Origin of the sequence: Agromyces ramosus (assembly GCF_004216665.1) — a bacterium.
GTDB lineage: Bacteria > Actinomycetota > Actinomycetes > Actinomycetales > Microbacteriaceae > Agromyces > Agromyces ramosus.
On record NZ_SGWY01000002.1, the window covers coordinates 268,342 to 294,028 of the forward strand.

At 71.7% G+C, this 25,687-nt stretch carries 22 protein-coding genes; 10 read left to right on the forward strand and 12 right to left on the reverse strand.

Features of this window, described 5'->3' with window-relative positions:
- Positions 1 to 20: 20 nt before the first annotated feature.
- Genes EV187_RS07810 through EV187_RS07820 form a run of 3 tightly spaced genes read right to left on the reverse strand, consistent with a single transcriptional unit; the run spans position 21 to position 1,757 of the window.
- Positions 21 to 680 (reverse strand): hypothetical protein, encoded by a 660-nt coding sequence (locus EV187_RS07810; protein WP_130352516.1) that lies wholly within the window; start codon positions 678 to 680, stop codon positions 21 to 23.
- On the reverse strand, positions 673 to 1,410 hold the full coding sequence (locus tag EV187_RS07815) for a hypothetical protein (RefSeq protein ID WP_130352517.1): 738 nt from the start codon (positions 1,408 to 1,410) through the stop codon (positions 673 to 675). Before EV187_RS07815 ends, EV187_RS07810 begins: the two co-directional genes overlap by 8 nt.
- Positions 1,407 to 1,757, reverse strand: coding sequence for a PadR family transcriptional regulator (locus EV187_RS07820; RefSeq protein WP_130352518.1), 351 nt, complete (start codon positions 1,755 to 1,757; stop codon positions 1,407 to 1,409). Before EV187_RS07820 ends, EV187_RS07815 begins: the two co-directional genes overlap by 4 nt.
- Positions 1,758 to 1,815: 58 nt before the next feature.
- On the opposite strand from EV187_RS07820, the gene EV187_RS07825 reads away from it, so the two are divergent.
- A complete protein-coding gene (locus tag EV187_RS07825) occupies positions 1,816 to 2,430 on the forward strand; it encodes a DUF4232 domain-containing protein (RefSeq protein ID WP_165391139.1) in 615 nt (204 codons plus the stop codon).
- Positions 2,431 to 2,443: 13 nt separating this feature from the next.
- Here the strand turns inward: EV187_RS07825 and EV187_RS07830 are convergent, their stop codons facing one another.
- From EV187_RS07830 to EV187_RS07845, 4 genes are all read right to left on the reverse strand, one after another.
- A complete protein-coding gene (locus EV187_RS07830) occupies positions 2,444 to 3,451 on the reverse strand; it encodes an apurinic/apyrimidinic endonuclease family protein (RefSeq protein ID WP_130352520.1) in 1,008 nt (335 codons plus the stop codon).
- 16 nt (positions 3,452 to 3,467) lie between these two features.
- A complete protein-coding gene (locus EV187_RS07835; protein ID WP_130352521.1) occupies positions 3,468 to 3,881 on the reverse strand; it encodes a C-glycoside deglycosidase beta subunit domain-containing protein in 414 nt (137 codons plus the stop codon).
- A 7-nt stretch (positions 3,882 to 3,888) separates the two neighbouring features.
- Positions 3,889 to 4,764 (reverse strand): ThuA domain-containing protein, encoded by an 876-nt coding sequence (locus EV187_RS07840; protein ID WP_130352522.1) that lies wholly within the window; start codon positions 4,762 to 4,764, stop codon positions 3,889 to 3,891.
- A 68-nt stretch (positions 4,765 to 4,832) separates the two neighbouring features.
- Positions 4,833 to 6,098 carry an ROK family protein gene (locus tag EV187_RS07845; protein ID WP_130352523.1) on the reverse strand — a complete coding sequence of 422 codons (1,266 nt, stop codon included), beginning with the start codon at positions 6,096 to 6,098 and terminating at the stop codon, positions 4,833 to 4,835.
- Between the two features lie 124 nt (positions 6,099 to 6,222).
- On the opposite strand from EV187_RS07845, the gene EV187_RS07850 reads away from it, so the two are divergent.
- From EV187_RS07850 to EV187_RS07890, 9 genes are all read left to right on the forward strand, one after another.
- The gene (locus EV187_RS07850; RefSeq protein ID WP_130352524.1) at positions 6,223 to 7,263 is read left to right on the forward strand and encodes a Gfo/Idh/MocA family protein; all 1,041 of its coding nucleotides are present in this window, start codon (positions 6,223 to 6,225) and stop codon (positions 7,261 to 7,263) included.
- The gene (locus EV187_RS07855) at positions 7,260 to 8,036 is read left to right on the forward strand and encodes a hypothetical protein (RefSeq protein ID WP_130352525.1); all 777 of its coding nucleotides are present in this window, start codon (positions 7,260 to 7,262) and stop codon (positions 8,034 to 8,036) included. Before EV187_RS07850 ends, EV187_RS07855 begins: the two co-directional genes overlap by 4 nt.
- A gap of 146 nt (positions 8,037 to 8,182) precedes the next feature.
- Positions 8,183 to 9,682 carry an MFS transporter gene (locus tag EV187_RS07860; RefSeq protein WP_130352526.1) on the forward strand — a complete coding sequence of 500 codons (1,500 nt, stop codon included), beginning with the start codon at positions 8,183 to 8,185 and terminating at the stop codon, positions 9,680 to 9,682.
- Between the two features lie 20 nt (positions 9,683 to 9,702).
- A complete protein-coding gene (locus EV187_RS07865; RefSeq protein WP_130352527.1) occupies positions 9,703 to 11,298 on the forward strand; it encodes a GMC oxidoreductase in 1,596 nt (531 codons plus the stop codon).
- A gap of 67 nt (positions 11,299 to 11,365) precedes the next feature.
- The gene (locus EV187_RS07870) at positions 11,366 to 12,670 is read left to right on the forward strand and encodes a C-glycoside deglycosidase beta subunit domain-containing protein (RefSeq protein WP_130352528.1); all 1,305 of its coding nucleotides are present in this window, start codon (positions 11,366 to 11,368) and stop codon (positions 12,668 to 12,670) included.
- Positions 12,671 to 12,714: 44 nt separating this feature from the next.
- Positions 12,715 to 14,190, forward strand: coding sequence for a C-glycoside deglycosidase beta subunit domain-containing protein (locus EV187_RS07875; RefSeq protein WP_130352529.1), 1,476 nt, complete (start codon positions 12,715 to 12,717; stop codon positions 14,188 to 14,190).
- Between the two features lie 30 nt (positions 14,191 to 14,220).
- Positions 14,221 to 14,679: a nuclear transport factor 2 family protein gene (locus EV187_RS07880; protein WP_130352530.1), complete on the forward strand. Its 459-nt coding sequence runs from the start codon at positions 14,221 to 14,223 to the stop codon at positions 14,677 to 14,679.
- Between the two features lie 28 nt (positions 14,680 to 14,707).
- Positions 14,708 to 15,661 carry an alpha/beta hydrolase gene (locus tag EV187_RS07885; RefSeq protein WP_130352531.1) on the forward strand — a complete coding sequence of 318 codons (954 nt, stop codon included), beginning with the start codon at positions 14,708 to 14,710 and terminating at the stop codon, positions 15,659 to 15,661.
- Complete coding sequence (locus EV187_RS07890; protein ID WP_130352532.1) at positions 15,654 to 17,129, forward strand: family 43 glycosylhydrolase; 1,476 nt, start codon at positions 15,654 to 15,656, stop codon at positions 17,127 to 17,129. The genes EV187_RS07885 and EV187_RS07890 overlap by 8 nt, the downstream gene beginning before the upstream one ends.
- A 37-nt stretch (positions 17,130 to 17,166) precedes the next feature.
- On the opposite strand, the gene EV187_RS07895 is transcribed toward EV187_RS07890, so the two are convergent.
- From EV187_RS07895 to EV187_RS07910, 5 genes are all read right to left on the reverse strand, one after another.
- Entirely contained in the window at positions 17,167 to 18,360 is a 1,194-nt protein-coding gene (locus EV187_RS07895; RefSeq protein ID WP_130352533.1) for a BtrH N-terminal domain-containing protein, read from the reverse strand.
- A 226-nt stretch (positions 18,361 to 18,586) separates the two neighbouring features.
- Positions 18,587 to 18,739 (reverse strand): hypothetical protein, encoded by a 153-nt coding sequence (locus EV187_RS18700; protein WP_242609496.1) that lies wholly within the window; start codon positions 18,737 to 18,739, stop codon positions 18,587 to 18,589.
- Positions 18,736 to 20,757, reverse strand: coding sequence for a glycoside hydrolase family 3 N-terminal domain-containing protein (locus EV187_RS07900; RefSeq protein WP_242609497.1), 2,022 nt, complete (start codon positions 20,755 to 20,757; stop codon positions 18,736 to 18,738). The genes EV187_RS18700 and EV187_RS07900 overlap by 4 nt, the downstream gene beginning before the upstream one ends.
- Positions 20,758 to 20,884: 127 nt before the next feature.
- Positions 20,885 to 22,177: an ABC transporter substrate-binding protein gene (locus EV187_RS07905; RefSeq protein WP_130352534.1), complete on the reverse strand. Its 1,293-nt coding sequence runs from the start codon at positions 22,175 to 22,177 to the stop codon at positions 20,885 to 20,887.
- Positions 22,178 to 22,325: 148 nt separating this feature from the next.
- Complete coding sequence (locus EV187_RS07910; RefSeq protein WP_242609498.1) at positions 22,326 to 25,592, reverse strand: glycosyl hydrolase; 3,267 nt, start codon at positions 25,590 to 25,592, stop codon at positions 22,326 to 22,328.
- Between the last annotated feature and the right edge of the window lie 95 nt (positions 25,593 to 25,687).

A 25,687-nucleotide genomic window follows, 5' to 3' on the forward strand; every position in this document is an offset into this window, starting at 1 on the left:
CGGGCTGGACGGCGAGACCGTCAGTGGGCGTCGTCCATGCCGGTGACGTGCACGGCGTATCCGACGCAGCCGGCATCCTCCCACCGATACTCCGGTACCACGTCCGGATCGTCGGGGCCGAACTCGCTGACGCCGTGCAGCGCCTCGAACTCCGGCGTTCCCGCTTGGGCGAGTTCGAGCGCGATCTGCTGTTGCTCCCAGGTGATGCCCGGTGGAATGAGCCAGTAGCCCGTGAAGCGATACTCCAGGCCCTTCTCCTGCATGCAGTCGGCGATGATGCCCTGCTGCGTGAGCCAGATCTCGGTGTTCGCCGGGTCGTGGTCGGCAACGGGTCGCGGGATGGTCGCGATGTCGGTGGAGGCGTCGTACACCGGGAAGCCGAACTCCTCGAGTGCCGGCTGAGGAGCCGCTGTCGGCTCGGTCGCCGTCGGCTCGTTGGCGCTCGTGCTCGGCACGGCCGTCGGCGTCATCGGCTCGATCGAGGGCGCCACGACGTCGTCGACGGCCGACGATTCCGCGTCGTGCTGGATGAGTGACGCGGCTCCCGTCGCGGCCAGTGCCGCCCCCGCCCCGAGTGCGACCACCGTGGCGGCGCCCGCGACGATCAGCGCCACTCGGGCACGGCGGGCGGGTCGTCGTCGATTGCGTTCGGCGTCGAGCAGGTCGTCGATCTCAGGCATGCGGCGCTCCTTCGCGCAGGACGGTGGCCTGGCGCCCCGTCCGGGCGTCGGTGGGCCGGCGGAGCCAATGGAGTGCGGCGGTGACGCAGACGAGGGCGAGCGCGGCTCCGATGGCGTAGGTGGCCGCTTCCCACCACGGGAGCCGGTTCACGAGCACGACGGCGCTTGCGCTGAGGAAGTAGAGGGCCCGGCCCGTCTCGGCGAGGATGAGGCCGGTCGGGACGGCGAGTGCCAGCGTTGCCCACCCTCGCAGCCGTTCACCGACCATGGCCATCAGCGCCAGCAGGGCGATGAGGCCCAGGACGATCGCGCCGAGCGCGGGGCCGGGGATGCTTCGTACATCGCCGATCATCAACGCCCGCACGAGCCGGAACAGCACGAACCCGCCCACCGCGACATCCAGGACGCCGACCGCCAGAACGACCGCGAGCAGGGCCGCGTGCGCCCGGAGCGCCAGGCGGACGCCGGGATCGGCCCGGCGCAGCACGGCTGAACGCCAGATCAGGTCCGCGGGCGCTCCGCGAAGGGCGCGCAGTCGGATCGACCAGGCGAGGCGCCGCGGGGTGACGCCGACCTCGCCTGCCCAGACCGCGTGCTCATGCAGGTCGGATGCGATCTCGTCCTGCCGCCCCGCTGCGATTCGGGCGTCGAGCCCACGGGTGTACGTCATCGTCCATCGCAGGACGCCGCGAGCGGCTCGGTGGAAGTGGGCGCTGGACTCGACGCTCATGCGATCACCGGCCTGGTCACCGAGCTCGGTGCGGCGCCGGCGCGCACGGACGCCCGGAGCGCGGCTTCGCCCGCCCCGGTCACGCGATACAGTCGCCGGCGCGGACGCCCCGCGGCTTCGGCCGGCTCGGCTGATTCCCACTCGGCTTCGAGGAGTCCCCCCTCGGACATCCGGTTGAGCGCCTTGTACAAGGTGCCATGCGCAAGGAGCGCCGATCCCTCCTGATCCGCCAGTGCCCGGGCCAGACCGAATCCGTAGAACGATCCCTCGGCCGCCTGGAGGGTCGAGCCCGTGTCGAGGATCGCCAGCTCGAGTGGCAGGAGGACCCCGGGGCGTCGTCGTGGCATGCCGAAATTATAGGAAGATATGTGCCTGAAAGGCAATGGGGCCCGTACGATTCTGGACATGAGAAGCGGAGCATCCGAACTCCTGTCCGGCTTCCTGGCGGTTTCCGCGGCCGCGACCCTCGTCGCGTGCACCGCGTCAGGAACGCAGGCGTCGCAGCCGTCGCCGGCACCGACCGCCACGGCGGCGCCGATGCCGTCGGAGGCCGTTCCGTGCCAGGACCGGTTCATCGCGGAGATCGACTGGGGAACCGATCCCGCTGCTCCGAACACCGCGTACATCGCCCTGACCAATACGGGTGACGCGGCCTGCTCGCTGTCCGGATTCCCGAGTGACTCGGCGTTCCTGAGCGCGTCCGGACCCGTCGAAACCGTCGGCTACGACCTCGAGGGCGCACCGACCGCCGACGCGTACGGGCGGGCAGGCGACGTCGTGACGGTCGACCCGGGGGAGCGTGCCTTCATCTGGGCCAGGATCGCCCAGACCGCGGACCGGGCCGGCGACGACCCCTGCGAGCTCCCCGTGGCGGCGATCGGCGTCACCCTGGTGCTGCCCGGTGCCTCCGAACCCGTCGTCGCGCCCGCCGACGTCGAAGTGTGCGTCGATACGGACGCCGACGACCTCCAGGTCGGACCCGTCGATTCGGAACCCCGACCCGCTTCAGTCGACGGATGACGCGAGGGGCCGCTCAGGCCGAGGTGGCGCCATCGACGAGTGCTCGCCGAGCGAGGGCGAGGTGACGGCGGGTCATGTACGCGGCATCCGCCTCGAGGAGCCATTCGTGCCCGCCCCACTCGCTGCACAGCGTCCCCGCGAACCCGGACGGGGCGAGCAGAGCGCCGAGGTCGCGGATGGGCGCCGTCACCCGGCCACCGGTGTCATCGAGGTCCCAGAACTTGAGGTGGAACGCGCCGATGAGGGGCAGGATGCCGCGCAGGTCCGCCGCGTCCGACCGCCCGAAGCGCACGAGCAGGTTCATGTACAGGGTGTGGATCGCGGGAGGCACCGCGCCCGACCGGAGCAGTTCGACGACGGCGCCCGCTGTCGCGGGGTCTCGCCATTCCTCGGTGAGGCGGGTCAGGAGGTCCTCCGGGAGGTCCGCCGCCGCGAGCTGTTCGAGGTAGGTCGGCGGGAGTTCGGGCATGAGCATGCTGATGTCGACGAGCAGGCGCACCCGCGGGTCGCCGATGCCGGCGATCATGTCGATCGCCGCCGCCGTGGCCGGCGAGTCGGGCGTCTGCTGCCCCTGGATCTCCTCGTACAGCACGAGGTCGAGCTCGTGCAGGGTGGGCAGGAGCCGTCGCAGGAGTGCCTCGCCCGCCTGGCCGATCGGGAGCCGCACGCCGCCGGCGCCCAGGCGCCGCGCGGCATGGAGCTGGGGGAGCAGGAAGCCGAGGCGCTCGGCCTCGCTGCGCCGCCGGCCCGGGCCGAGCCAGTCGTCGAGGCTGGCGCCGACGATGCTCACGCTGCCGCCGGCCGCGTCGAGATCGCGCCGCAGCGCGTCGACCTCGGCATCGGTGGAGACGGGGAACGACCGCCACAGCTGACCGGGTTCGAGCTCGATGATGGGCGCGATTCCGTCGGCCACGATCCCGACGGCGAGGTCGGGCGCCGTGCGCTCGGCGCGGATCACGTCGGGGGTCCAGTTGAAGGCGCTGGCCGCGAGGGTCCAGGCGGGGGGGAGTTCGGTGGTCACGGCGGTTCCTTGCCGGTCAGGCGACATCGCGGGAGACGGACGGGTGCGTGGCCGCGGCATCGAGCCCGAGTGAGCGCTCGATGCGGAAGGGCAAGGTGAGCGGGCCGTCGGGGCCGGCCTGCAGGTACGGGATCGCCAGGCGGAACGACACGGCGACGTCGTGGACTCCCGGGCTCAGCATCCGTGCCCCCCGCAGCACGACCCGGTCCTGCAGGAACCACCACGTCGGCTCCTGCCGGAGCGCGGCGGGATCCAGGAGGCGGTCGCCGAGGGCGATCCGGAGCCGATCGACCCGCTCGCCGTCGACCACCACCTCGACGGCCTCGAGACTGGCGAGGGGGAGGGAACGGATCCATGGGAGGCTGAGGCGGAGCGCGAACCCGTCCGCCGTCGACGAGAGCGCGTCGTCGCGCAGCGCTGCCAGGGTCATGCGCGGGTCACTTCTGCGAGGCGGGCTCGCCGGCGGCGACCCACTCGTCGAACATCGCGCGGACCATGGGCTCGAGCGTGGTGGGCCACCAGTCGCCGCCCTCGACGGGCTCGCCGAGGTCGTCGGGCGTCGGAACCGTGACGCGTCCGGTCGCCGCCCATTCGGCACTGCGGGGGAACAGGGCGCGGAACGCCGGGTGGCCGATCGCCTTCACGTCGTGGCCGATGCCGATCGAGACCGCGCGGCCGGCGCCGTACTCCACGGTCCAGGCGACGGGATGCTCCTCGCCCATGCCGGGCAGCGCGCGCCATTGCGACGGCACCTGCGTGTAGCGCAGCGGGTTGTCCCACCCGGTGAGCAGGATGGACTTCTTCACGCCTTCGGGCCAATGCAGGCCGACGTAGAGGTCGTCGCCGTAATGCGGGAACTCGGCAGGCCAGCCCGCGGTGATGGGGTGCTCCTCGGCGGTGTGGAGGAGGAAGTCGTTGTTCGGGGCGCGACGCGACGTGGTCTCGCGCATGACGCCGCCCAGGAGCCGCTCGTACTCGGGGTCCCAGCCGACGCCGCCGGCGAGCGTCGGGTGGTAGGCGATGAAGCCCTTGCCCCCGGCCACGAAGTCGACGAGCGCCTGCTCGGCGTCGGCGCCGAAGCGCACCTCGGGCACGTCGCGCCATGGGTCGTGCCGACCGTAGTAGTTCACGATGACGAGGTCGTAGTTCTCCAGCGTCTGCGCCGTCGCGCCGCGGAACTCCTCGGTGACCCGCACGTCGAACCGGCCCGTCCCCTCGAGGAGCGCCTTCAGGGCCGGCGTCGTCGCTCGCCAGTCGTGATGGACGTCGGTCATCCCGGTGATGACGAGGGTCCGGATCTTCGGCTCGGGCATGGCACTCCTTCGTGGTCTCGCTTGAGACCAAAAGGTACACCCTTATGTCTGAAAAAGGAAGAAGTAGGTCAGGATGCCGCCATGACCTCGCTGAGCGTGGGGCGGCCGTCGGCGAACCAACGGGGGAACGTCGCATCGAACAGCTGCTCGCGCACCATCTCGGCGCCGCCGCGAAGCGGCTCCTTCTCGTCGCCGAGCGATCGCACGATGCTGAGGTCGCGGGTGGCGAGCGGGAGCGAGAGCTCGTACACACGCTGGCGGATCTCGGCCAGGAAGACCTCACCAGCGGAGGAAACGGCACCGCCGACCACGATGACGGCGGGATTGAACATGTTGACGAGGGCGGCGATCGACTCGCCCACGAGCCGCGCCGATCGCTGGATGAGCGAGATCGCCAGTGCGTCCCCGTCCATCGCCGCCACCGCGATGGCCTCGGGCGTGACCTCCGAGCCGCCGTCGACGTGGCGGGCGAGCGCACCACCCGCGCCCTCGTCGACCGCGCGCTCGGCATCGCGGATGAGCGCCCAGCCGCCGGCCTCGGCTTCGAGGCATCCGACCTTGCCGCAGCGGCACTGCGCGTCCGAGTCCCGCACTCGAACGTGGCCGATGTCGCCTGCCGCGCCGTTCGCGCCTCGATGGATCCGCCCGCGGGAGAGCAGGCCGGCGCCGATCCCGGAGCCGACCTTGCAGAAGATCAGGTCGAGGGAGTCCTCCTGGCGGCGCGCGCGCTCGCTGAACACGAGCAGGTTCACGTCGTTGTCGACCCAGGTCGGCGCATCGAACCGCTGCTCGAAGCGGCGGCGCACGTCGAAGCCGTTCCATCCGGGCATGATCGGCGGGGCGACCGGGCGGCCGCTCTCGAAGTCGACGGGGCCGGGGACGCCCACCGCGACTCCCCAGACCGGCACGTCGGGGTGCCGCTCGACGATCTCGTCGAGCATCTCGAGCGCCTTCTCGATCGTCTCCGCCGGTCCGCGGGCGATGTCCCACTCCTGGTGGCTGTGGTCGATGATGTCGCCGTCGAGCGAGGCGATCCCGACGCGGATGTGCAGCGCGCCGAGCGCGCACACGACGATGCGACCCTGCTCGGATCGGAACCGGAGCGTGCGAGGCGCGCGGCCGCCCGACGACGGGCCGTACTCGCCGTCGGCCAGGAAGCCCATCTCGATGGCCTGGTCCACCCGTTGGGTCACGACGCCTCGCCCGAGTCCGGTGACGCGCCCGATCTCGGGCCTGGTCGTCGCCTCACCCGTGCGCACGAGGTTGACGATGCGCAGGAGGCTCGTCACCTCGTCGGTCTGAGCCCCGAATCGCAATGTTGATTCCCGTGCCATGCTCTGATTCTGACACAACCGGGTGTGTTCAGCGTCGATTTCGCGGCTACTATGGGCAATTCGGCATGAGCTTTTGTATAGTCGAGGCAAAAGTTTGCCGACGCGAGCCAACGGAGGTGGTCGGATGCCGTGGGGCGTGGGAGTGATCGGGGCGGGCCCCGGCGTCGCGGCATTGCACCTGCCGACGCTGTCGATGATCAGCGACCTGTTCCGCGTCGTCCACGTGAGCGACCACGGCAGTGGTCGCGCCGTGGAGCTCGCCACCCGCCTCGGCGCCACGGCGTCGCACGACACCGCCGAGCTCCTCTCGGATCCCGCCGTTGACGTGGTCGCGGTCTGCAGTCCGCCCGCCGAGCACGCTCGCCACATCCGGGAATGCGTCGCCGCGGGCGCGCGTGCCATCCTCTGCGAGAAGCCGTTGGCGACCACGGCGCACGAGGCGACGGAGGTGGTCGACGCGTGCCGGCAGGCGGGCATCCCCATCCTCGTCGCCACCAACCATTTCTTCGACGAGGCATGGGATCGCACCAAGCACCACCTCCTGGCCCTCGAGTCCGACGTGCGCTCGATCTCCGCCACGGTGGCGCTCCCGCCGAACGGTCGCTTTCACGCCGCCGTCACCGAGCTCCCCACGTCGGGCACTCCGCCTCGGACCGCGCCCGACCTCACCGACCCCGAGACGGCCGCCGCCGTGGTGCGACAGCTCGTGCTCGGGCTCGCCGTGCACGACCTCCCCGCGGTCCGCGACCTCGCGCCCGACTTCGAGGGCGTCGACTTCGCCGCCGCCGTGCCGCCGCTCGGCTACACGATCGGCTTCCGATCCAGCGGCGTCCGCGTCCTGCTGACGGCCGTCATGCTGCCCGACGGACCCGACCCGACGTGGCGCCTGACCGTCGGGACCTCGACCGACCGGATTGACGTCGAGTTCCCGCCGGCGTTCGTGCACGCCGGAAGCGCCACCGTCCGCGTGCGCCACGGCGACCTGCGATCGACGACCTATCGCCGTGACACCGACGACGGGTACGTGCGCGAGTGGCGGGCCCTGGCTGCGATGCTCGACGGCACGGCGGTGACCGAGTACCACGAGGTGCTCGACGACGCCGTCTTCGCGATCGACCTCGCCGATGCGGCGGCCGAGGCGATCCGCACCGGAGCACCGTCGTGAGCTCCCGCGTCCCCGTGCTGTCGGCGCTCGCCGGATACCGGGTCGCGGTCGCCGGCCTCCCCATGCAGGCGCACCCGGCGCGCGAGGCGACCGGAGCCATCGTCGTCGTCGACGGTGCGACGTCGTGGTGGGATGCCGCGGCGTCGGCCGTGCGCGACGGGGCTTCGGCGGTGCTCGTGGCAGAGCCGGTCGAGGTGCCGCTCGACGCGGTCGGCGACCTCGCCGCGACCGCCGGGGTGCCGATCGTCGTCCATCGCTCCCGGCTCCGTGCGGACCTCGTCGAGCGGGCCCTCGAGCAGCGCTCGGGGGTGTCCCCTCGGATCGTCGTCGCCGAGTGCCGGGCGAGCGCCGACGGGCTCGAGGCCATGGTGCGCGACGCGGTCGGCTGGATGCGCGTGCTGGCCGACGCCAGGCTCGTCGTCGCCTCGGCCTCCGCAGCGGCGGGCGGCGCCGCCGCGCTCGTCCGGTCCCACGACGGCGGGGTCGTCGGCTCGGTGCTGGCGACCGTGACCCGGCCCGAGGGTGCGCTCCTCCGCGTCCAGGCCCTGGGGGAGACCACCACCGAGGTGGAGATCGACGAACCGGTCGGCCGGTCGGAGCTCTCGACCAGCACCGAGCACGGGCGCCGGGTGGCGCCCTCCTGCTTCGAGGCCGCCGACCGCATGGCCCTCCGGCGCGCCCTCAGGGCGGTCGGGGCCACAGGATCGTCGCCCGACCTCATGGACCTCCTGCACGACGGTGAAGCCGCGTCCCGGCTGCTTCGTGCCACGTAGACCCAGCCGCTTTAGTTGATTTCCGACTAAAGAGCGCATAGAATCGACCCTGACGTTGGGATCCCACGGGATCCGATCCTCGCGGTGACGATGCGGCGAGGGCACAACCTGTCGCGTCGACGGCCCGATCGTTCGGGTATTCACGAATGTCGCTCTCTCCGCTCAGGCTCCGCCTCCTCGTCACCTCGCTGCTCACCGTCTCGTTCCTCGGCGCGCTCGACCACACCATCGTCGCCACCTCGCTCGCCACGGTCGCCGGCGACCTCGGCGCGCTCCAGCACATGGCCTGGGTCGTCGTCGGCTACACCCTCGCGAGCACCGTGCTCCTGCCCGTGCTCGGGAAGCTCGGCGACCTCATCGGGCCGCGCCTCGTGTTCCTGACGTCGCTCGTCGTGTTCCTCGCGGCATCCGTCGCCTGCGGGTTCGCCCAGGACATGACCCAGCTCGTCATCGCCAGGGTCGCCCAGGGCATGAGCGCCGCCGGCATCCAGCTCATGTCGCAGACGATCATCGCCCACGTGACCACCCCTCGTGAGCGCCCGAAGTACCTGGGCATCATCGGCGCCGCGTTCCCGGCCGCGATCCTCATCGGCCCGGTGCTCGGCGGGCTCATCACCGACTACTGGGGCTGGCCGTGGGTGTTCTGGATCAACATCCCGTTCGGCCTCGCCGCGCTCGGCCTCGCCGTCTTCGCGGTGCCGCACGTGGAGGTCGGCATCCGTCGCCGCTTCGACCTCGCCGGCGCGATCACCTTCACGCTCGCCATGGTCGCCCTCGTGCTCGCCGTCACCTGGGTGGGCGATCCGGCCGCCGCGCTCGCCGCCGTGGTCGCGTTCACGATCGCGGCCATCGGATTCGCCGCGTTCTTCGTGATCGAGTACCGGGTGGCAGAGCCCATCGTGCCCCTTCGCCTCTTCGCCGACCGCACGATCGCCGCGGGCATCGCCCTCTCGGCGATCATCGGCATCGGCCTCTTCTCGGTCACGGCGTACCTGCCGACGTACTTCCAGATGGCGTACCGCACGAGCGCCACCGTGTCGGGATTCGTGCCCATCGCGACCGTGTTCGGGATGCTCGTCTCCAACGTCGGCACGGGGTGGCTCGCCAGCCGCACCGGGCACTACCGGGTCTTCCCGATCATCGGCACGACCCTGGGGGCGGTGGGGCTCTTCACCATGGCGCTGCTGCCGGTGGGGACGCCGCTGTGGGTGCCGATGGCCGTCATGTTCGGCGTCGGCGTCTGCACCGGGTCGTTCATGAGCCTCGTCGTCGCGGTCGTGCAGGGCGCGGTGCCGCGGAACGAGACGGGCACGATCACCGCGACCATCAACCTCGTGCGCCAGATGGGTTCCACCGTCGCGACGGCCGTCATCGGCGGCGTGATCGGCGTCGGCGTCGCGTCGCAGCTTCCCGCCCTCCTCGAGGCCTCGTCGCTCACGCCGCAGCTCGTGCGCGGATCGTCCGACGAGGTGCAGTCGCAGGTGGCGCAGATCTACGGCGACGTGATGGCGCCGGTGTTCCTCGCGCTGGCCCTCACGTACGCGGTCGGCATCGTCGCCGCGGTCCTGCTGCCCGCGGGCCGGCTGTCCGACGAGCACGAACCCTCACCCGAACCCGAACCCGCATCCGAACCCCTCACCGCGTGAGCCTCGAACAGGAGAACCCCATGTCGCACCACCCCACGATCGCCGTCGTCGGCAGCGGACCCATCGGCTCCGCATACGCCCGGCTCCTGCTCGAGGGCATCCCGGATGCCCGTGTCGTCATGTTCGAGGCAGGGCCGCAGCTGACCGGGCGGCCCGGCGAGAGCGTGCGCAACATCGCCGACCCCGTCGAGAAGGCGCGGGCCAGGGAGCTGTCGCAGGGTCCGCAGGCGGGGGAGTTCCGGGCGTCGCTCGGCATCCCGTCGGCCACCGTCGTCGAGGGGATGTTCACCGCTCGACAGGGCACGCACCTCCTCGACTTCGGCGGCGAGGGCTCGGCGCACGCGCCGACGTTCCCCGCCGCGGCCGGCGCGACGAACGTCGGCGGACAGGGTGCGCACTGGACGTGCGCGATCCCACGTCCCGCGTTCAGCGAGAAGGTGGCGTTCATCGCCGACGACGAGTGGGAGGAGCTCATCGAGACCGCCGAGGGACTGCTGCACGCGCAGAGCGCGGCGTTCGCGGACTCCGCCGTCGGCGGCGGCATCCGCTCGCTGCTCGAGGAGGAGTTCGCCGGTGAGCTGCCCGACGGCTACGGCCCGAGCACCCTCCCGGTCGCGGGTGATCCGCAGCCCGACGGCACGATGCGCTGGGCTGGGGCCGATGTCGTGCTGGGACCGCTCATCGAGCCCGGCAACCCCCTCGCCGAGCGCTTCGAACTGCGCGACCTCACCCTCGTGCGCCGTGTCGAGCACGACGGCGACGTCGTCACCGGCGTCACGGTCGAGGACCTGCGCACGCACGAGACGTCGTTCGTGCCCGCCGACCTCGTGGTGGTGGCCGCCGACGCGTTCCGCTCGCCGCAGCTGCTGTGGGCGTCGGGCATCCGACCGCGCGCGCTCGGCCACTACCTCACCGAACACCCGGTGGTGATCTCCACGGTGGCGCTCGACGCTGAGAAGATCAGCCGTTTCGCGACCGAGGAGCAGCTCGACGAGGAGCTCGCCCGCCGTGCGACCACCGCGGCGGACCCGGTGGCCGCCGTGAACCGCATCCCGTTCTCGGAGCCCGACCACCCGTTCTCGCTGCAGGTGATGTACTCCGAGACGACGCCCTTCCCGATGGAGCCCGGCGCCCCGTACTCCGACAACCGGTGGGGCTACGTGAACATGGGCTACGGCATGCGCAAGTTCCCGCGCTTCGAGGACGCGGTGACGTTCGACGACGCCGAGCCCGACTACCGCGGCTTCCCGAACATGACGATCACCTACGAGCTCACCGAGGCGGAGCTCGCGGAGATCCAGGCCGCCACCGAGCGGCTGCGCCGAGCCGGGAACGCGCTCGGCGTGTTCGTCGCCGAGCCGCGGCTCATGCCGAACGGCTCGAGCCTGCACTACCAGGGCACGCTCCGCATGGGGGACGCCGACGACGGCACCTCGGTCGCCGATCCGTGGTCGCGCGTCTGGGGCTACGAGAACCTCGTGGTCGGCGGCAACGCCCTCATCCCCACCGCCACCGCGATGAACCCCACCCTGATGAGCGTCGCGATCGCCGTGCGCGGGGCGCGCAAGGCCGTCGAGCGCCTGGGCGCCGGCGCCGAGGCATCCGCGGTCGCGTGATCGCGAACCGACGACCACGGTTCCGAGCCGACACCGTTCCGAGTAGACGAGTAGAGAGGAAGCACCGATGCTTCTCGAGCGAGACCTGATCCAGTCCGTCGGATTCCGCAACGTCCGCGAGGGCGACCGCGTGACCGGGTTCCAGTTCCGGGTGCGGATGCCGTCGTACCGGGGGATGGCGGCCTCCCTCATCGACGGGATCGCCGTCCGCGTCGACGACCTCGTCGATGTCGGCGCCGACGTGCCGCGGTGGACCTTCGGCGGCCGCACCTACACCCTGGCCGAGCTCTGGGACGTCGACGGGGTCCGCTGGCCCCTCGAGGAGGCCGCGATCGTGACGGTGCCGCTCGACGGCGGACTGCCCGACGGCGTGCACGAGGTCTCCATGGAGCTGCGCCTGCGGATGTCGTACATCCCCGAGGAGCACCAGCCGAGCACCTACCGGGAGACCCGGCACATCACGCTCTCGCCCGAGGGCGACGGCGGGCCGTTCCAATACGGCGTCTCGCTCTACAGCTTCATGACCGACTACGGCACCGTGCTCGACCTCGAGACCGCGCTCGCCGCGGTCGCCGACGTCGGCGCCACGGGCGTCGAGATCCTGGGCGAGGGGCATATCGCCGGCTACCCCGAGCCCACCACGGAGTGGATCGACCGCTGGTTCGCACTGCTGGAGCGGTACGGGCTCGAACCGACGAACTACGGCTCGTGGATCGACACCCGCCTGCACTCCAGCGGACCGAATGCCCGAGCGCTCACCGCCGTCGAGGGTGCAGGGATGCTGCAGCGCGACCTGAGGCTCGCGAAGCGGCTCGGATTCCGGTTCGTGCGCCCGAAGATCGGCGTGGTGTCGAGCGACCTGGTACCCGACCCGATCTGGACGGAGTCCGTCGAGCGGTCGCTCGACCTCGCGGCCGAGCTCGACGTCGTGATCTGCCCCGAGATCCACTCGCCCACCCCGATCAAGCACGAGGTGGTCGATGACTACATCCACCTCATCGAGCGCACCGGAACGAAGCACTTCGGGCTCCTGCTCGACACCGGGATCTTCCAGGACCGCCCGATCCCGTTGCGCCCGGGCGAGCTGCCCGGCCAGCGCCCCGCGTTCCTCGACGGCATCGCCGTCGACCCCGCCGACATCGCCGACATCGCGAAGTACGTGGTCTTCATCCAGGCGAAGTTCCACGACATCGACGATCGGCTCGAGGACCAGCAGATCCCCTGGGAGCCCGTTCTCCGGGCGCTGAAGCACGCCGGCTACACGGGCTACCTCTCCAGCGAGTACGAGGGGGAGCGGATCCCCTGGCGCTCGATCGAGCAGGTGCGACGGCAGCACTCCCTGATCCGACGGATCGCCGACGGGCTCGACTGAGCCGCGGCATCCGACCTCGACCCATCGCAGACAGGACACGAACCATGCCGAACGGACTCATCGACGACTCCAGCCTTCGGGCCCACCCCGAGGGGCTGGCGCTCGCGCTCACCCTGCCCTGGTACCGCAGCCTCTGGCTGTCGTCGGTGACGACGCTGCGCCTCACCGTGGACGGCCAGCCGGTGGATGCCGAGGACCTCGCCTTCGAGCTCGACGGCGTGCGCTTCACGCTCGACGAGCTGCCCCAGCAGCACGACGTGCTCTGGTACCTGCAGGCGCACCCGCTGCTCATCGTCGCCCGGCCGCAGCCGGCCGCCCTCGGCGAGACCCACGAGGTCGAGCTGTTCGGCGAACTGCGGCTGCCGTACATGCAGATCGCGCCGGGTGCCGACGGCGGGCCGGGCGTCTATGTGCCGAACGTCGTGACGCAGTCGCTGACGCTGACGGTGACCGATCGGGATGCCGCGACGCCGGCATTGGTGACGGAGGTCGCGGCGCCGCCGCCCGCGACCGACGCCGACCCGTTCAAGCTCGGCCTGACCCTCTACTCGGCGAGCGCCGAGTTCCGGGCGGGATGGTACGACTTCTCCGGCCTCCTCGACCGGGTCGCCGAGCTCGGCATCGGGCCGGGCATCGAGATCGTCGCCTCGCAGGTGCTGCCGACGTATCCCGTCGTGTCCGACGAGTTCGTGCGCACCTGGCGCGAGGCGTTCGACCGGCACGGATTCGACGCGAGCTCGTTCGGCGCGAACCTCGACATGGGCCGCCGCCGCGATCGCGACATGACGCCCGACGAGGAGTTCGAGTTCAGCGAGACGCTGTTCCGCGGGGCGGCGAAGCTCGGCTTCCCGCTCGTGCGGATCCAGAGCGCGAAGCCCGAGCTGCTGCGCCGGCTCCTGCCGGTCGCCGAGGAGCTGGACCTGAAGCTCGCCTACGAGATCCACGCGCCGATGGGGCCGAACGCGCCCGAGATCGTGAAGGTGCGCGACGCGTACGCCGAGCTCGATTCGCCCCTGCTCGGCTTCGTGGCCGACTTCTCGGCCACCATGCACAGCATGTCGCCGACCCTGCTGCGCGCGGTGCGCCGGGCGGGCCTCGACGATGACGCCGTGCAGACGCTGCAGGACATCTGGGCCACCGACGCCCCGATGCGCCAGCGCCAGGAGGAGTTCATCGCCTACCTGCGCGGTCGCGACTTCGACCCCGGCCGCCTCGGGTCGTTCGCCCACCTCGCGTTCAACATGCACGGTCACGTCGACCCGCGGGAGTGGGCCGACATCATGCCGCAGATCCTGCACGTGCACGCGAAGTTCTACGACATCGACGAGCACGGCCAGGAGCCGGCGATCGACTACCCCGAACTCGTGCGCGTCTTCGTCGAGGGCGGCTATCGAGGCTACTGGTCGAGCGAGTGGGAGGGCCACGCGTTCGCCGAGCTCGGCGAGGTCGACCCGCTGGTGCTCGTGCGCCGCCAGCACGACCTGATCCGCCGCAGCATGCGCGCGCTGCAGCCGGCGTGAGCCCGGCACCACGAGACGAGGAGGATCGACATGACTGCTGAGGCATCCGCCGACGAGCTGCGCGCCGCCAACAGGGAAGTGGTCGAGGCGTTCTTCGCATCGAACCTCGCGAAGCCCGAGGAGCGCCTCGCCCTGTGGCATCCCGACGGGGTGAAGGAGCTGCCGTTCGCGCCGGCCGGGCTGCCGAAGACGCGGTGGGAGGGCAGGGACGAGATCGTCGCGAACACGCTCGCCAACACCGGCATGTTCGCCGACTGCGTGCATCGCGACCTCGTGATCCACGCGGCCGAGGACCCCGAGCTCTTCTTCGTGACGAGCCGGATGGTGCCCGAGGCCACGTTCCTCGGCGAGCCCTACCCGCAGTCGTTCATCCACGTGATCCGCGTGCGCGACGGCAAGGTGATCCTGCAGCAGGAGTACTTCAACAGCGAGATCCTCGCCGAGGCCGAGCGGACCGCACGCGCCAAGGGCCGCAGCCCGCAGCAGTAGGCCACGGGAACGACACGAGAGGAACGTGATGAGCGAGTCCGAAGCCCTCGAAGCGGATGTCGCGGGCCTACCCGATTTCCGGCGGATGCCGGTTCACGACGCCATCCGATGGCTGGCCGAGCACGGCGAGCCGGCCGACCCGCGACCCGATGTCGACACCGCGTCGCTCGTGCGGCGGTTTCCGCACCTCGCGGGCGTCGCAACCGTCGACGAGGTTGTCGCCGGACCGCACGGGCCCGTTTCCATCCGGGTGTACCGGGATGCCGCGGCGGCGGCGACCGGTCCTGCGCTCGTGTGGGTGCACGGCGGCGCGTTCATCGGCGGCAACCTCGACATGCCCGAGTCGAACTGGGTCTCGCGCGAGCTCGCGGCACGGGGCATCCCGGTGGTCGCCGTCGACTACGCGAAGTGCCTCGGCGAGGTGCACCACCCCGTGCCGTCCGACGACGTGCTCGCCGCATGGCGCCAGGTGCGGGATGCCGCGGCGACGCTCGTCGGGGTGCCGTCGGAGTCGCTCGCGCTGGGTGGCGCCAGCGCGGGCGCGACCCTCACGTCCGGCGTCGTGACCCGCCTGCGCGACGCGGGCGAGCCGCTGCCCGCGGGCCTGGTGCTCGTGTACCCGCTGCTCCACCCGAACGGTCCAGCCGCGTCGAACGAGCCCGATCCACTCTCGCCGCACGGGCAGCTGGCGCTGAACTACGCCGGCTCGACCGCGGCGCTCGCCGACCCGCAGGTCTTCGCCGGCGTCGGCGACGGGCACGGCTTCCCGCCTACGCTCATCGTCACCTGCGAGTTCGACGAACTGCGGCCCTCGGGCGAGGCCTTCGCCGCGACGCTCGCCGCCGCCGGTGTGGAGGTCGTGCTGCACCAGGAGCCGGGCGCGCGGCACGGCCACATCGACGAGCCCTCCGACCCCACCGCGCCGCCGACCATCGCGGCGCTCGCCGACTGGCTGGGCGCGACGTCCGTTCACGATGACTGACGGCGCAGTTCGCTTCATGAACCCGGTGCTGGCGGGCGACCGCCCCGACCCCGCCGTCATCAGGGTCGGCGACGAGTACTGGCTCACCTACTCGTCGTTCGAGTCGGCGCCCGGGCTGCCGCTGTACCGTTCGACCGACCTGGTGAACTGGACGTTCGAGGGCTCGGCCCTGCCGGAGCCGGTCGGCAACACGTTCGCGGTCGACATCGCCGAGCACGACGGCCGCTTCTTCATCTACATCCCGTTCATCCCGACGCCGTGGTCGCGGCTCACGGATGCCTCGATCTTCGTGATCCACGCCCCGTCCATGCACGGGCCGTGGTCGGCGCCGATCGACCTCGGCATCCGCGGGGCGATCGATCCGGGTCACGTCGTCGGCGAGGACGGCAACCGCTACCTCTTCGTGAGCGGTGTCCGGCGGATCGCGCTGACCCAGGAGGGCCTGGCCACGGTCGGCGACCTCGAGCAGGTCTACGACGGCTGGCAGTACCCCGACGACTGGGTGACCGAGGCCTACGCGCTCGAAGGCCCCAAGCTGTTCCGGCGAGGCGATTGGTTCTACCTGGTCAGCGCGGTCGGCGGCACCGCCGGGCCGCCCACCGGGCACATGGTGATCGTCGCCCGGTCGAGATCCGTGCTCGGCCCGTGGGAGAACAGCCCGCGGAATCCCGTCGTACGAACGCGGGATGCCGCGGAGCGGTGGTGGTCGCGCGGCCACGCGACGATCCTCCGTGGCCCGTCGGACGACTGGTGGATGCTCTCCCACGGCTACGAGCACGGCTTCCGCACGCTCGGGCGGCAGATCCTGCTCGAACCCGTCGAGTGGACCGACGACGGTTGGCCGATCGCCGCGGCCGACGACCTCGGCGGCGCACTCGCCGCGCCAGCGGATGCGTCTCCGCAGCGCGCGCCGGAGGGCTTCCACGACGACTTCTCGATTCCGCGCCTGGGGGAGCGATGGACGTTCCACGCGCCATCGCCGGGCGAGGTGGGTCGACTCCGCTCGGACGACGGCCTCGTGCTGAGCGCCAGGGGGACCGGCCCGGTCGACACCTCGCCCCTCTGCGTCCTGACCGGTGACCACACCTACGAGGTCGAGGTCGACATCGAGCTCGGGCCCGGTTCGAGCGAGGCCGGACTCCTCCTCTTCTTCAACCATCGCCTGTTCTGCGGCATGGGCATCGACGGCGAGCGGATGCTGAGCTACTCGGGCGGGCTCAGGACCCACTGGCGCGAACCCGCGCCGGCCAGCCGGCGGATGATGCTCCGGATCCGCAACGATGAGCACATCGTGACCGGCTGGTATCGCGCGCCCGGCACCGAGTGGGTCCGGCACGGCGTGCGGTACGAGACATCGGGCTACCACGCGAACACGACCGGCGACCTCCTGAGCCTGCGCCCGGCGATCTACGCGACGGGTGACGGCGACGTGCGGTTCCGGGACTTCCGGTACACGCCGCTCGGCTGACGGCGCGAGACGAGCGGGGCGATCACCTCCGAGTCGGTCACCCGACGGCCGACCGGAGCCGCGCGAGCGCCTCGGCCTCGGCGTCGTACATCGCCATCACCAGGTCGCCGACGGCGGGTGGATCCTCGACGGCCTCGTCGCGGCGGCGTTGGAGTTCCCAGCGTGCCGCCTCGCCGGCGTCGATCAGCTCGCGCAGCTCGTGCCCGGGCGGAAGCGCCGTGTCGACGATCGGCTCCCAGCGCGTCGCCGCCTCCCGCCAGGCGGCAGCGGCGTCGCGCAGCGCGTCGCGCTCGAGCAGCCCTGCCGCCTCGTCGAGGAAGTCGGCGTAGAGCCCGCGCAGGTGCGCGCCGTGGGCCGCCTCGGCGTAGATCGACGCCCGCAGGCTGCCGACGCCGAGGCCGTCCGCGAACACCGTCGGCCAGCCCTTCCGGTTGCGCGCGTCCGTCGTCATCCGGGCCCACTTGCGCCACGCCGGCAGCGAGAACGAGTCCGACGTCCCGCTCAGGTGCTGGACCTGCAGCCGCAGCCCCTCCTCGGCGGCCGGACGCAGGTCCAGGTCGACGCGCTCCGGGTCGATCGTGATCAGCCGGTGCTTGTACGAGCCGACTCGCGCCCGCGCGGCGGCGAGGCGCTCGGCCGGCACCGTGATCCGCTGCGACGAGCGGTCGTCGATGGCGTAGGAATCGCCGCCGCGCTCGTAGACGATCAGCGGTGGGCCGCCGTAGCCGTCGCGCCACTCCGGCTCGCCCCGGTGCCCGAGCGTGTACGTGTCCGTCCAGACGATCGCCGGCAACCCCTGGTCGAGCTGGGCGTCGAGGGCCGCTGCGGCCGCCCTCGCCCCGCCGGTCTCGTGCACCTCGGCGTGCAGGCCGAGCCGCTCGGCGGTCTCGACCGCCCACCGGTCGGGGTACTGCCACAGCCGCCGGAATCCGAGCGTCAGCACGCGCGACCGGAACGGGAGCGTGTCGAACTCCCACAGGATGTAGCCGGCGCCGAGCCCGCCGCCGACGCCGAGCACCATGGCCTCGGTGAGCGGCTCGCCGGTATGCGGCGCAACCACGCCGAGGTTCGCCAGGACGTTCGCGAATGCGGCGGAGTCGCCGTCGAGGCCGCCGCGGAACTCCCAGGACGTGTCCGCGTCGGCGATGTGGCGCCGCGCGACGGTATAGGGCTCTCCGGTCTTGCGCATGCGTTCGCGGACGAGCTGCTTGAGGTGCTTGCGAGCGGTCATGATCGTGTCCTCCAACCGGCGTCGGACCCGGACTCCACGCGACCGAGGCCCGCCGGATACGGGAACGGTGCACTGCTCGCTCGTTCCCCGGGGACACGCATCCCCTTTGCCCCCGCATCGTCGGCCGGCGTGGACGGCCGATCAGGAGGTCCGGCGCGGAGAACCCGCCGTCGACCACGAGGATACTCCTGGCGCGGTCATGCGGTCATGCGGTCGGGCGTCCCCGTCAGCGGACGCGGAACTCGACGGCCTGCGTGCGCTCGAGCGTGCCGCCGACGTGCAGTCGGAAGAGCCCGGGCTCGACGATGAATCGTGCATCTGCGGCATCCGTCGCCCAGAAGCCGAGCTGGTCGGCGCCGAGCTCGAACGAGACGGTCACGGCGCCTCCGGCTCGATGGTGCGGCGTTCGAACGCGACGAGCCGGCGCACCGGTGGGGCGACGCTCGACACCACGTCCTCGAGGTAGGCCTGGACCACCTCGTCGCCCGAGCGGTCGGAGGTGTTCGTCACCACCACGTCGATCCCGACGGTTTCACCGCGCTCAAGCGCCTCGAGCGGGATCTCGCCGTGCGAGACCCGCGGGGTGCCGTGCGTGAAGGCGGCGTAGCCCGACCCGTGGCCGAACGCGAACTGCGGCCCGAGCTCGAGGTCGAGGTACTTCGACGTGTACTGCTCGTGCACGTTGTCGGGGCCGTGCAGCCCGATGTCGACGGATGCCTCGGTGAGCATGCCGCCGGTGGTCGCCGGTCGACCGGTGCTCTCGTGCGCGTAGTGGATCGGAACCTGGCCCACCGATCGCGGGAACGACATCGGCAGCCGCCCGGCCGGCTCGGCATCGCCGAGCAGCACGTCCACGATCGCCGCGGCCGCTTCCGTGCCCCCGTGCCACGCCTCGACGACGGCGGCCGCGTCGTCGATCCAGTCCGCGACGACGAGGGGCCGCCCGTTCTCGAGCACCACGACGACCGGGACCCCGGTGGCGGCGACCTGCCGGATCAGCTCCTCCTGCCGTCCGGGCAGCCGCAGGTCGCTGCGCGACGCGGCTTCGCCCGACAGGGTGCTCGGCTCGCCGGCGAAGACGAGCACGACATCGCGGTCGCGAGCCGCAGCCACGGCGTCCGGGATCCCGTCGTGGCCGTCGAGGAAGCCGACGGCGGGGATGACGCGCAGGTCGGTGCGCGGCATCCGCGATCGGAGCTCGTCGGCGATGCTGCGCGCGCCCGCGGCGAACGACTGCGTCCACGCGCCGAGGTGGTCGGTGGACTCCGCGTACGGGCCGGTGACGAGCACGCGAGGGGGATTCGAGAGCGGCAGCGTGCCGTCGTTCGTGAGCAGCACCGACGAGCGTGCGGCCGCGGTGCGCACCAGCCGTCGCGCATCCTCGGTCGGCTCGGTCCGCTCGTCGCCCTCGGGTACGAAGGGATCGTCGAAGAGCCCGAGCGCCTCCTTGAGCGCGAGCACCCGGGCCACGGCGTCGTCGACGCGGGCCGGGTCGAGCCGATCGGGTCCGAGCTCTGCGGCCTGGGCGTCCGACGGCGCCCCGCCCATCTCGACGTCGAGGCCCGCGACGCAGGCGACGCGGACCGCCTCCGCGAGGTCGCCGGCGACGCCGTGGGGGATCAGGTTCCGGACGCCGTCGGCATCGCCCACGATGACCCCGCCGAAGCCCCACTCCGACTTCAGCACGTCGGTCAGGAGCCGTCGGTTCGCGTGCATCGGCCGCCCGCCGACCGTGTTGAAGGCGGCCATGACGGAGGCAGCGCCCTCGTCGACGACCGCGCGGAACGGCTCGAGGTGCACGTTCCGCAGGCGGTGCTCCGACGCGTCCACCGTGTTGTAGTCGCGTCCCCCCTCGGGTTGCCCGTACGCGACGAAGTGCTTCGCGGTGGCGGCGATGGCGTCGGATGCCGCGAGCGTCTCGCCCTGGTAGCCGCGCACCATCGCGCGCCCCATCTCCGCCGTGAGGTGCACGTCCTCGCCGTAGCCCTCGACCACCCGACCCCATCGCGGATCGCGGGACACGTCGACCATGGGCGAGAACGTCCAGGTCACCCCGGCCGATCGGGCCTCGGCGGCGGCGAGGCGGGCGAGATCCCGCACGACAGACGGATCGAAGCTCGCCGCCTGCGCGAGCGGGACGGGCGCGATCGTGCGGTGCCCGTGGATGACGTCGAGTCCGACCAGCACCGGGATGCCGAGCCGGGTCTCCTCCACCGCGACGCGCTGCAGTGCGTTCGTCGCCGCGGCCGATCGGGGCCAGAAGACCGAGCCGATCCCGTCGCGCACGAGCTGCTCGGCATCGTGGAGGTCGGGCCGGAACACGATCTGCAGCTGGCCGAGCTTCTCGGCCCACGACAGCTCGTCGAGGAGCATCCGGATGCGTCGGCTCTGCGACATCGGGGTGGCGCCCTTCGTGTGGAGCGGTCGGGGAATCGGCGGGAGAGTGGGCACGATCAGTGCGCCCGGACGCAGGCCGCCGCCCGGCGCGCGAGGCACCGGGCGGCGACCGATCAACGGGTGGGACTCACTGGTCCCAGGCCGCGTCCATCTCCTCGAGGACCGAGTCCACCGTGGTCTGACCGGTGAGCAGGCCCTGCACCCCGACGCCGAGCGCGTCGTACACGGCGGGGTTCGGCCAGGTGGAGTTGGGCAGGCCGGTGTAGGCCCCCGATTCGAGCAGCTCAGCCACGGGCTGGTAGACCGGGAGCAGCGTGTCGGCGCTCACGCCGGTGATCGGAACGGCTCCGGAGAGGTCGGCGTACTGCTGCGCCTGCTCGGGCTCCGCCACCCAGTCGAGGAACTCCTGGGCGGAGGCCTTCGCGCCGTCCTCGGCCGCGGCGTTGATGGCCCAGGCGTAGTTGGCCGAGGCCAGCATGTAGTCGCCCTGGCCTTCGGCGGGCGGGAACGCCTGGATGTTGGTCTCCAGTCCGGCGCCGGCGTTGATCGACGTGGCCGCCGACCCGGGGACCGCCGCGCTCAGCGACGTGCCGCCGCCGATGCCGTTGGTGATCGAGTCGAACGTGCCGCCGGCCGCGCCGTCCTGGAAGCAGCCACCCTCGTTCATGGCCACGATGTCCTCGAGCGCCTGCCTCCAGCCGCTGTCGGCGAAGGTGACGTCACCCGCCGCGCGCTGCTCGTTCCAGTCGGGCGTCTCCTCGTACACGCGGGTCGCCGAGATGATCTGCGCGAGGAGCCCCGTGTTGAACGAGACGGAGCCGGCGAGCGCGGTGAAGCTCTTACCGCCGTCCTTGGCCGTGGTGCAGGCCTTCAGCAGGTCGTCGAACGTCGCGGGGAACTCGTCGACGCCGACCTCTTCGGCGGCTGCGGGGTTGTAGACGAACCCGACGGGCGACAGTGAGGTCGGCTGCCCGTAGACCTCACCGTCGACCTCGTACAGCGACTCGGTGCCCTCGGGGATGAGGCCGGCGGACGTGTCGTCGAGCGGCTCGAGGAAGCCCGCGTCCGCGAGCGTGATCACCGAGATCGGCTGGCCCGTTCCCGGGGAGAGGATCGCGACGTCAGCCGCGTTGCCGGCCTGGAACTGAGTCGTGACCTGCGTGTTGTAGGCGTCGGAGGGGTACGGGATCACCTCGATCTCGGTGCCCGTCTCCTCGGTGTAGGCGGCGGCCATCTGGGCGTAGAAGTCGTCGGCGTCGTTCGCCTGGGCGACCATGAGGCTGAAGCCGTCGGCGGTGGCGCCGTCGGTGCCGTCGGCGTCGCCGCCGCCACCGGAACAGCCGGCGAGGACCATGACTCCGGCGACGGGAGCCGCGAGGAGCGACCACCGAAGCGGCTTGGATGCGGGGTGCTGTGACATTTCGGACCTTTCGTGACGTCGTTGTCGCCAGCCCTGACGCTGGCTCGGCCGCTGGCCGCAGATCCAGCCTGACACACATTCGCACGATTCTGACATTAGTATCGGTTATGTGCGGCAATAGTCGCGCTGATCCGGCCGCGATCGTGCGCTACGGCGTCGACTCCGCGAGCAGCACGACGGGGCCCGAGAGCCCAGCGGGCAGCGGGTCGGCGGTCGGCTCGAACACGGCGGTCATCGGTGCGAGGATGTCGCCGCTCGGCGCCGCCGCCTCGGCGATGAGCCGATTGCGCCAGGGAGTGGCGACCTCGACCTCCACGACGTTGACGCCGGCATGCACGGCCGCGGTGACGTCGACGCGGAACGGGGAGGTCCAGGCGATTCCGCAGTCCGTGCCGTTGACGGCGACGCGGGCGAGGTCGCACACGGTGCCGAGGTCCAGCAGGAGCTGGTCGGCCCCGAGCTGGTCCACGGTCAGGTCGAGCTCGAGCCGGTAGGTCCCGATGCCCGAGAAGCCCCTCGATTCGTCGAACTCGCTCCACAGGCCCGGGTGCGGGGCCATGGCGACCGTCGGCCTTCCCGGCACCGTGAGCTCCCAGGTCCCCTCGAGTGGAACCGGCTCCCCGCTGCGTCGTGCGATCGGCGGAGCGGACGCCAGCACGAACACGGACCCGAACGGTGGGAGGGAGAGGGCGTACCGGTCGCCCTCGGAGGAGTCCGCGGCGAATCGGAGCGGGATGCTGCGGACCTCGACCGGATCCCAGGCCACGAGCGGCGCCGGTGTCTCGAGCGCTCGTGAGACGTCCGCGATGCGGAGTCGGAGCTCGATCGGGTCGCCGGTCGGGTTCGCGAGGAACGTCACGCGCCGGCCGCCGATCAGGCGCGCGATCTGGCGCACCGGCGCGCCGTCGACCTCGAGTGCGGGTCGCATCCCGAGGTCGGCGAGGGCGGCGCCGAGGTCGGTCGTCGGGATCACGCGTCCGCGCGGGCGCGGCTCGGCCCAGACGCGGTGGCACGCGTCGTCGAAGGAACGGCCGTCGTCGCCGAGGGACGGTGAGTACACCGGGCGGGTGCCGACGACCGTCGCCCCATCATCGAGGAGCCGTTCGATGGCCAGGAGGGTCGTGAGCGTCATCCGCTCGCTCGACCCGCCGAGGTACAGCAACCGATACGTCGCGCCGTCGGCGACCACGGCACCGCCCTCGACGCGCAGGACGTCGGTCACGGCATCCGGGCCCACGTAGTCGAAGTCGAAGCCCGCCGGAACCGCGTTGTCGAACGCGTGCCCGAAGAGCCCCGTCACCGGGGCCTCCTCGCCCACGAACACCGCGACGTCGACCGCGGGCGTGCCCATGCTGAGCAGTGCCGAGCAGCGTGCGAGGTAGTCGATCCATGGGCGCGCGAGCCCCGACCACGTCTCGTTGACCGTGAACGCCTGCCCGAGGAACGGCGCGAGGGCGATGCCGGGCGGGGGAGCTGCGATCGGCTGGTGGGGCGACGTGTGGATGCAGAAGCGGGTCACGCCGAGCGCCAGCTGCAGGTCGGCGATGTGCTTGAGCGCGCGCGGCGTGGACGCCCAGGGCCGGTCGAAGGAGGTGAACGCCTCGGCGCCCACCCACGGCTTGCCGTGCACGTGCGCGACCGACGACGCGCCCTTCAGGTCGGCGACGTACGTCGGAAGCGGGCCGCTCTGGGCATCGAACGTCCACATCGCGCCCATCGGCACGTCGGCGTGCGAACGCATGGCGAGGTCGTCGCCGAGCTGCGGCCGTCCGTCCTCGAGCGCCTCGGCGTAGTAGGTCATGCCGCGCCGGTGCGCCTCAGCGGCGAGCGTGCCGTAGTACTCATCGGCGAGGAGCTCCGCGATCGTGCGCCGGTAGTCGTACAGGAACCGGTCCGCCTCCTCGGGCCCGCCCACCAGGTACCCGCTGATCGCGGGGAGCCAGGGCCGTGCGTCGTAGCCGCGCCGACGTGCGAAATGCTCGAGGATGGCCTCCGTCCAGTTCTGGGGGCCGGCCTCGATGCTGTCGCTGAGCAGCGCGGCGAAGCCGGGCGTGCCCGCCCGCGGCTCGCCGTCGCCGACGCCGAACCGGCGGAGATGCGTGTCGAGGTACGCCCGCACGCGCTCACCGTCGAGCTTGTCGACCTCGAGGCCCGTCACGTCGGCCGGAGCGGGGCCGTTCGTCTGCCCCGTGAGGGATGCGCCGAGGCGGAGCACGGTCCAGTCGCCCGGGGGTGCCGCCCAGTGCAGGACGCCATCGCGCACGCGGTCGGTGAGGTCGACGACCGTCGCGGGATCGATCGACCCGAGGTCGACGCTCGCGTCGGTCGGCACGGCGAAGTAGTCGCTGACGACGCCGAAGCCGGCCTTGGCCTCTGCGTGATGGACGCGCCCGCCTGCGCGCAGGGCGAACTCCGAGACGTCGAAGCGGTCGGTCGTTCGGAGCACCGGCGGCCGCCGCACGCCGTCGGCGAGCGGCGGCAGTGCGTCGGCCGCGCTCGATCCCGACAGCACCAGCCGGAATCGTCGCGCCGTGACGGCGGGGAAGGTCGCGGTGCGGGCCGGGATGGAATCCGGCGGGAGTTCCGCGACATCCCGGTACTCGAGGCCGTCGTCGCTCGCCTGCAGGACCGCGGATGCCGGCGGCGCGGCGCCGAATCCGCCCGGGCCCGGCAGCCCGACGACGACCGAGCTCACCGTCACGGGATCGGCGAACTCCTGCTCGATCCAGGCCGTCGACCAGCCGTCGGGGTCGCGTGGCAGCGCGACCATGCGGCCGAACGATCCGTCGGTCAGGCAGGTCCACTCGTCGATCGGTGCTGACGCGTTCACGTGGGCGGACGTCAGCACCTCGTGCGACCGGTCGACGGGGAACGCCAGCACGCGCCAGTCCGTGGCGTGGCGCACGCCGCCCGGCAGGGCACCCCATCGCGGGGAGTCCTGGTACAGGCCCGGCACCGCGGGCAGCGGCGGCAACGCGGCCGCCACCGTACGCCCGCCCCTGACGACGAGCTCCGACCACACCACCTTCTTCATCGCGTCCGCCGGCGCGACCCACGGCCCGCCGGCGGCGCTCCATCCCGACGAGGTCGCGACGGCGAGTTCCATGCCGAGCTCCGAGGTGGTGCGGACCGCCGTGTCCACGGCGTCGTCCCACGCCTCGGACCCCGGCCGCACCGGCGCGGGCACGACGAGGGTTCCGCCCATCCCGCCGTCGAAGACCTGCACGCCGCGCACGCCGACGTCGTGCAGCCACCGGAGGTCGCGCACGATGCCCTCGGGATCGACGTTGCCGTCCATCCAGTGCCACCACGCCCGGGGGCGAGCCGCATCCGGCGGATCGACGAAGGTGCGCCAGAGCGGATCGACCTCGGCCTCGGGCCCGGGCTCGGGTGGTGACGACTGGTGCTCCTTCACAGGGTGTCATCCTTCCAGTCGCCGGTCGCGAACGGATGGTGCCACCACTTATACGCGATATTGGGATCACTAATGTGTCTTTCCGACGCAAGTGT

Coding starts and splice junctions, on each gene's coding strand:
- EV187_RS07810 (WP_130352516.1), bottom strand. CDS start 680: ATGCCTGAGATCGACGACCTGCTCGACGCCGAACGCAATCGACGACGA.
- EV187_RS07815 (WP_130352517.1), bottom strand. CDS start 1,410: ATGAGCGTCGAGTCCAGCGCCCACTTCCACCGAGCCGCTCGCGGCGTC.
- EV187_RS07820 (WP_130352518.1), bottom strand. CDS start 1,757: ATGCCACGACGACGCCCCGGGGTCCTCCTGCCACTCGAGCTGGCGATC.
- EV187_RS07825 (WP_165391139.1), top strand. CDS start 1,816: ATGAGAAGCGGAGCATCCGAACTCCTGTCCGGCTTCCTGGCGGTTTCC.
- EV187_RS07835 (WP_130352521.1), bottom strand. CDS start 3,881: ATGACCCTGGCAGCGCTGCGCGACGACGCGCTCTCGTCGACGGCGGAC.
- EV187_RS07840 (WP_130352522.1), bottom strand. CDS start 4,764: ATGCCCGAGCCGAAGATCCGGACCCTCGTCATCACCGGGATGACCGAC.
- EV187_RS07845 (WP_130352523.1), bottom strand. CDS start 6,098: ATGGCACGGGAATCAACATTGCGATTCGGGGCTCAGACCGACGAGGTG.
- EV187_RS07850 (WP_130352524.1), top strand. CDS start 6,223: ATGCCGTGGGGCGTGGGAGTGATCGGGGCGGGCCCCGGCGTCGCGGCA.
- EV187_RS07860 (WP_130352526.1), top strand. CDS start 8,183: ATGTCGCTCTCTCCGCTCAGGCTCCGCCTCCTCGTCACCTCGCTGCTC.
- EV187_RS07865 (WP_130352527.1), top strand. CDS start 9,703: ATGTCGCACCACCCCACGATCGCCGTCGTCGGCAGCGGACCCATCGGC.
- EV187_RS07870 (WP_130352528.1), top strand. CDS start 11,366: ATGCTTCTCGAGCGAGACCTGATCCAGTCCGTCGGATTCCGCAACGTC.
- EV187_RS07875 (WP_130352529.1), top strand. CDS start 12,715: ATGCCGAACGGACTCATCGACGACTCCAGCCTTCGGGCCCACCCCGAG.
- EV187_RS07880 (WP_130352530.1), top strand. CDS start 14,221: ATGACTGCTGAGGCATCCGCCGACGAGCTGCGCGCCGCCAACAGGGAA.
- EV187_RS07885 (WP_130352531.1), top strand. CDS start 14,708: ATGAGCGAGTCCGAAGCCCTCGAAGCGGATGTCGCGGGCCTACCCGAT.
- EV187_RS07890 (WP_130352532.1), top strand. CDS start 15,654: ATGACTGACGGCGCAGTTCGCTTCATGAACCCGGTGCTGGCGGGCGAC.
- EV187_RS07895 (WP_130352533.1), bottom strand. CDS start 18,360: ATGACCGCTCGCAAGCACCTCAAGCAGCTCGTCCGCGAACGCATGCGC.
- EV187_RS07900 (WP_242609497.1), bottom strand. CDS start 20,757: ATGTCGCAGAGCCGACGCATCCGGATGCTCCTCGACGAGCTGTCGTGG.
- EV187_RS07905 (WP_130352534.1), bottom strand. CDS start 22,177: ATGTCACAGCACCCCGCATCCAAGCCGCTTCGGTGGTCGCTCCTCGCG.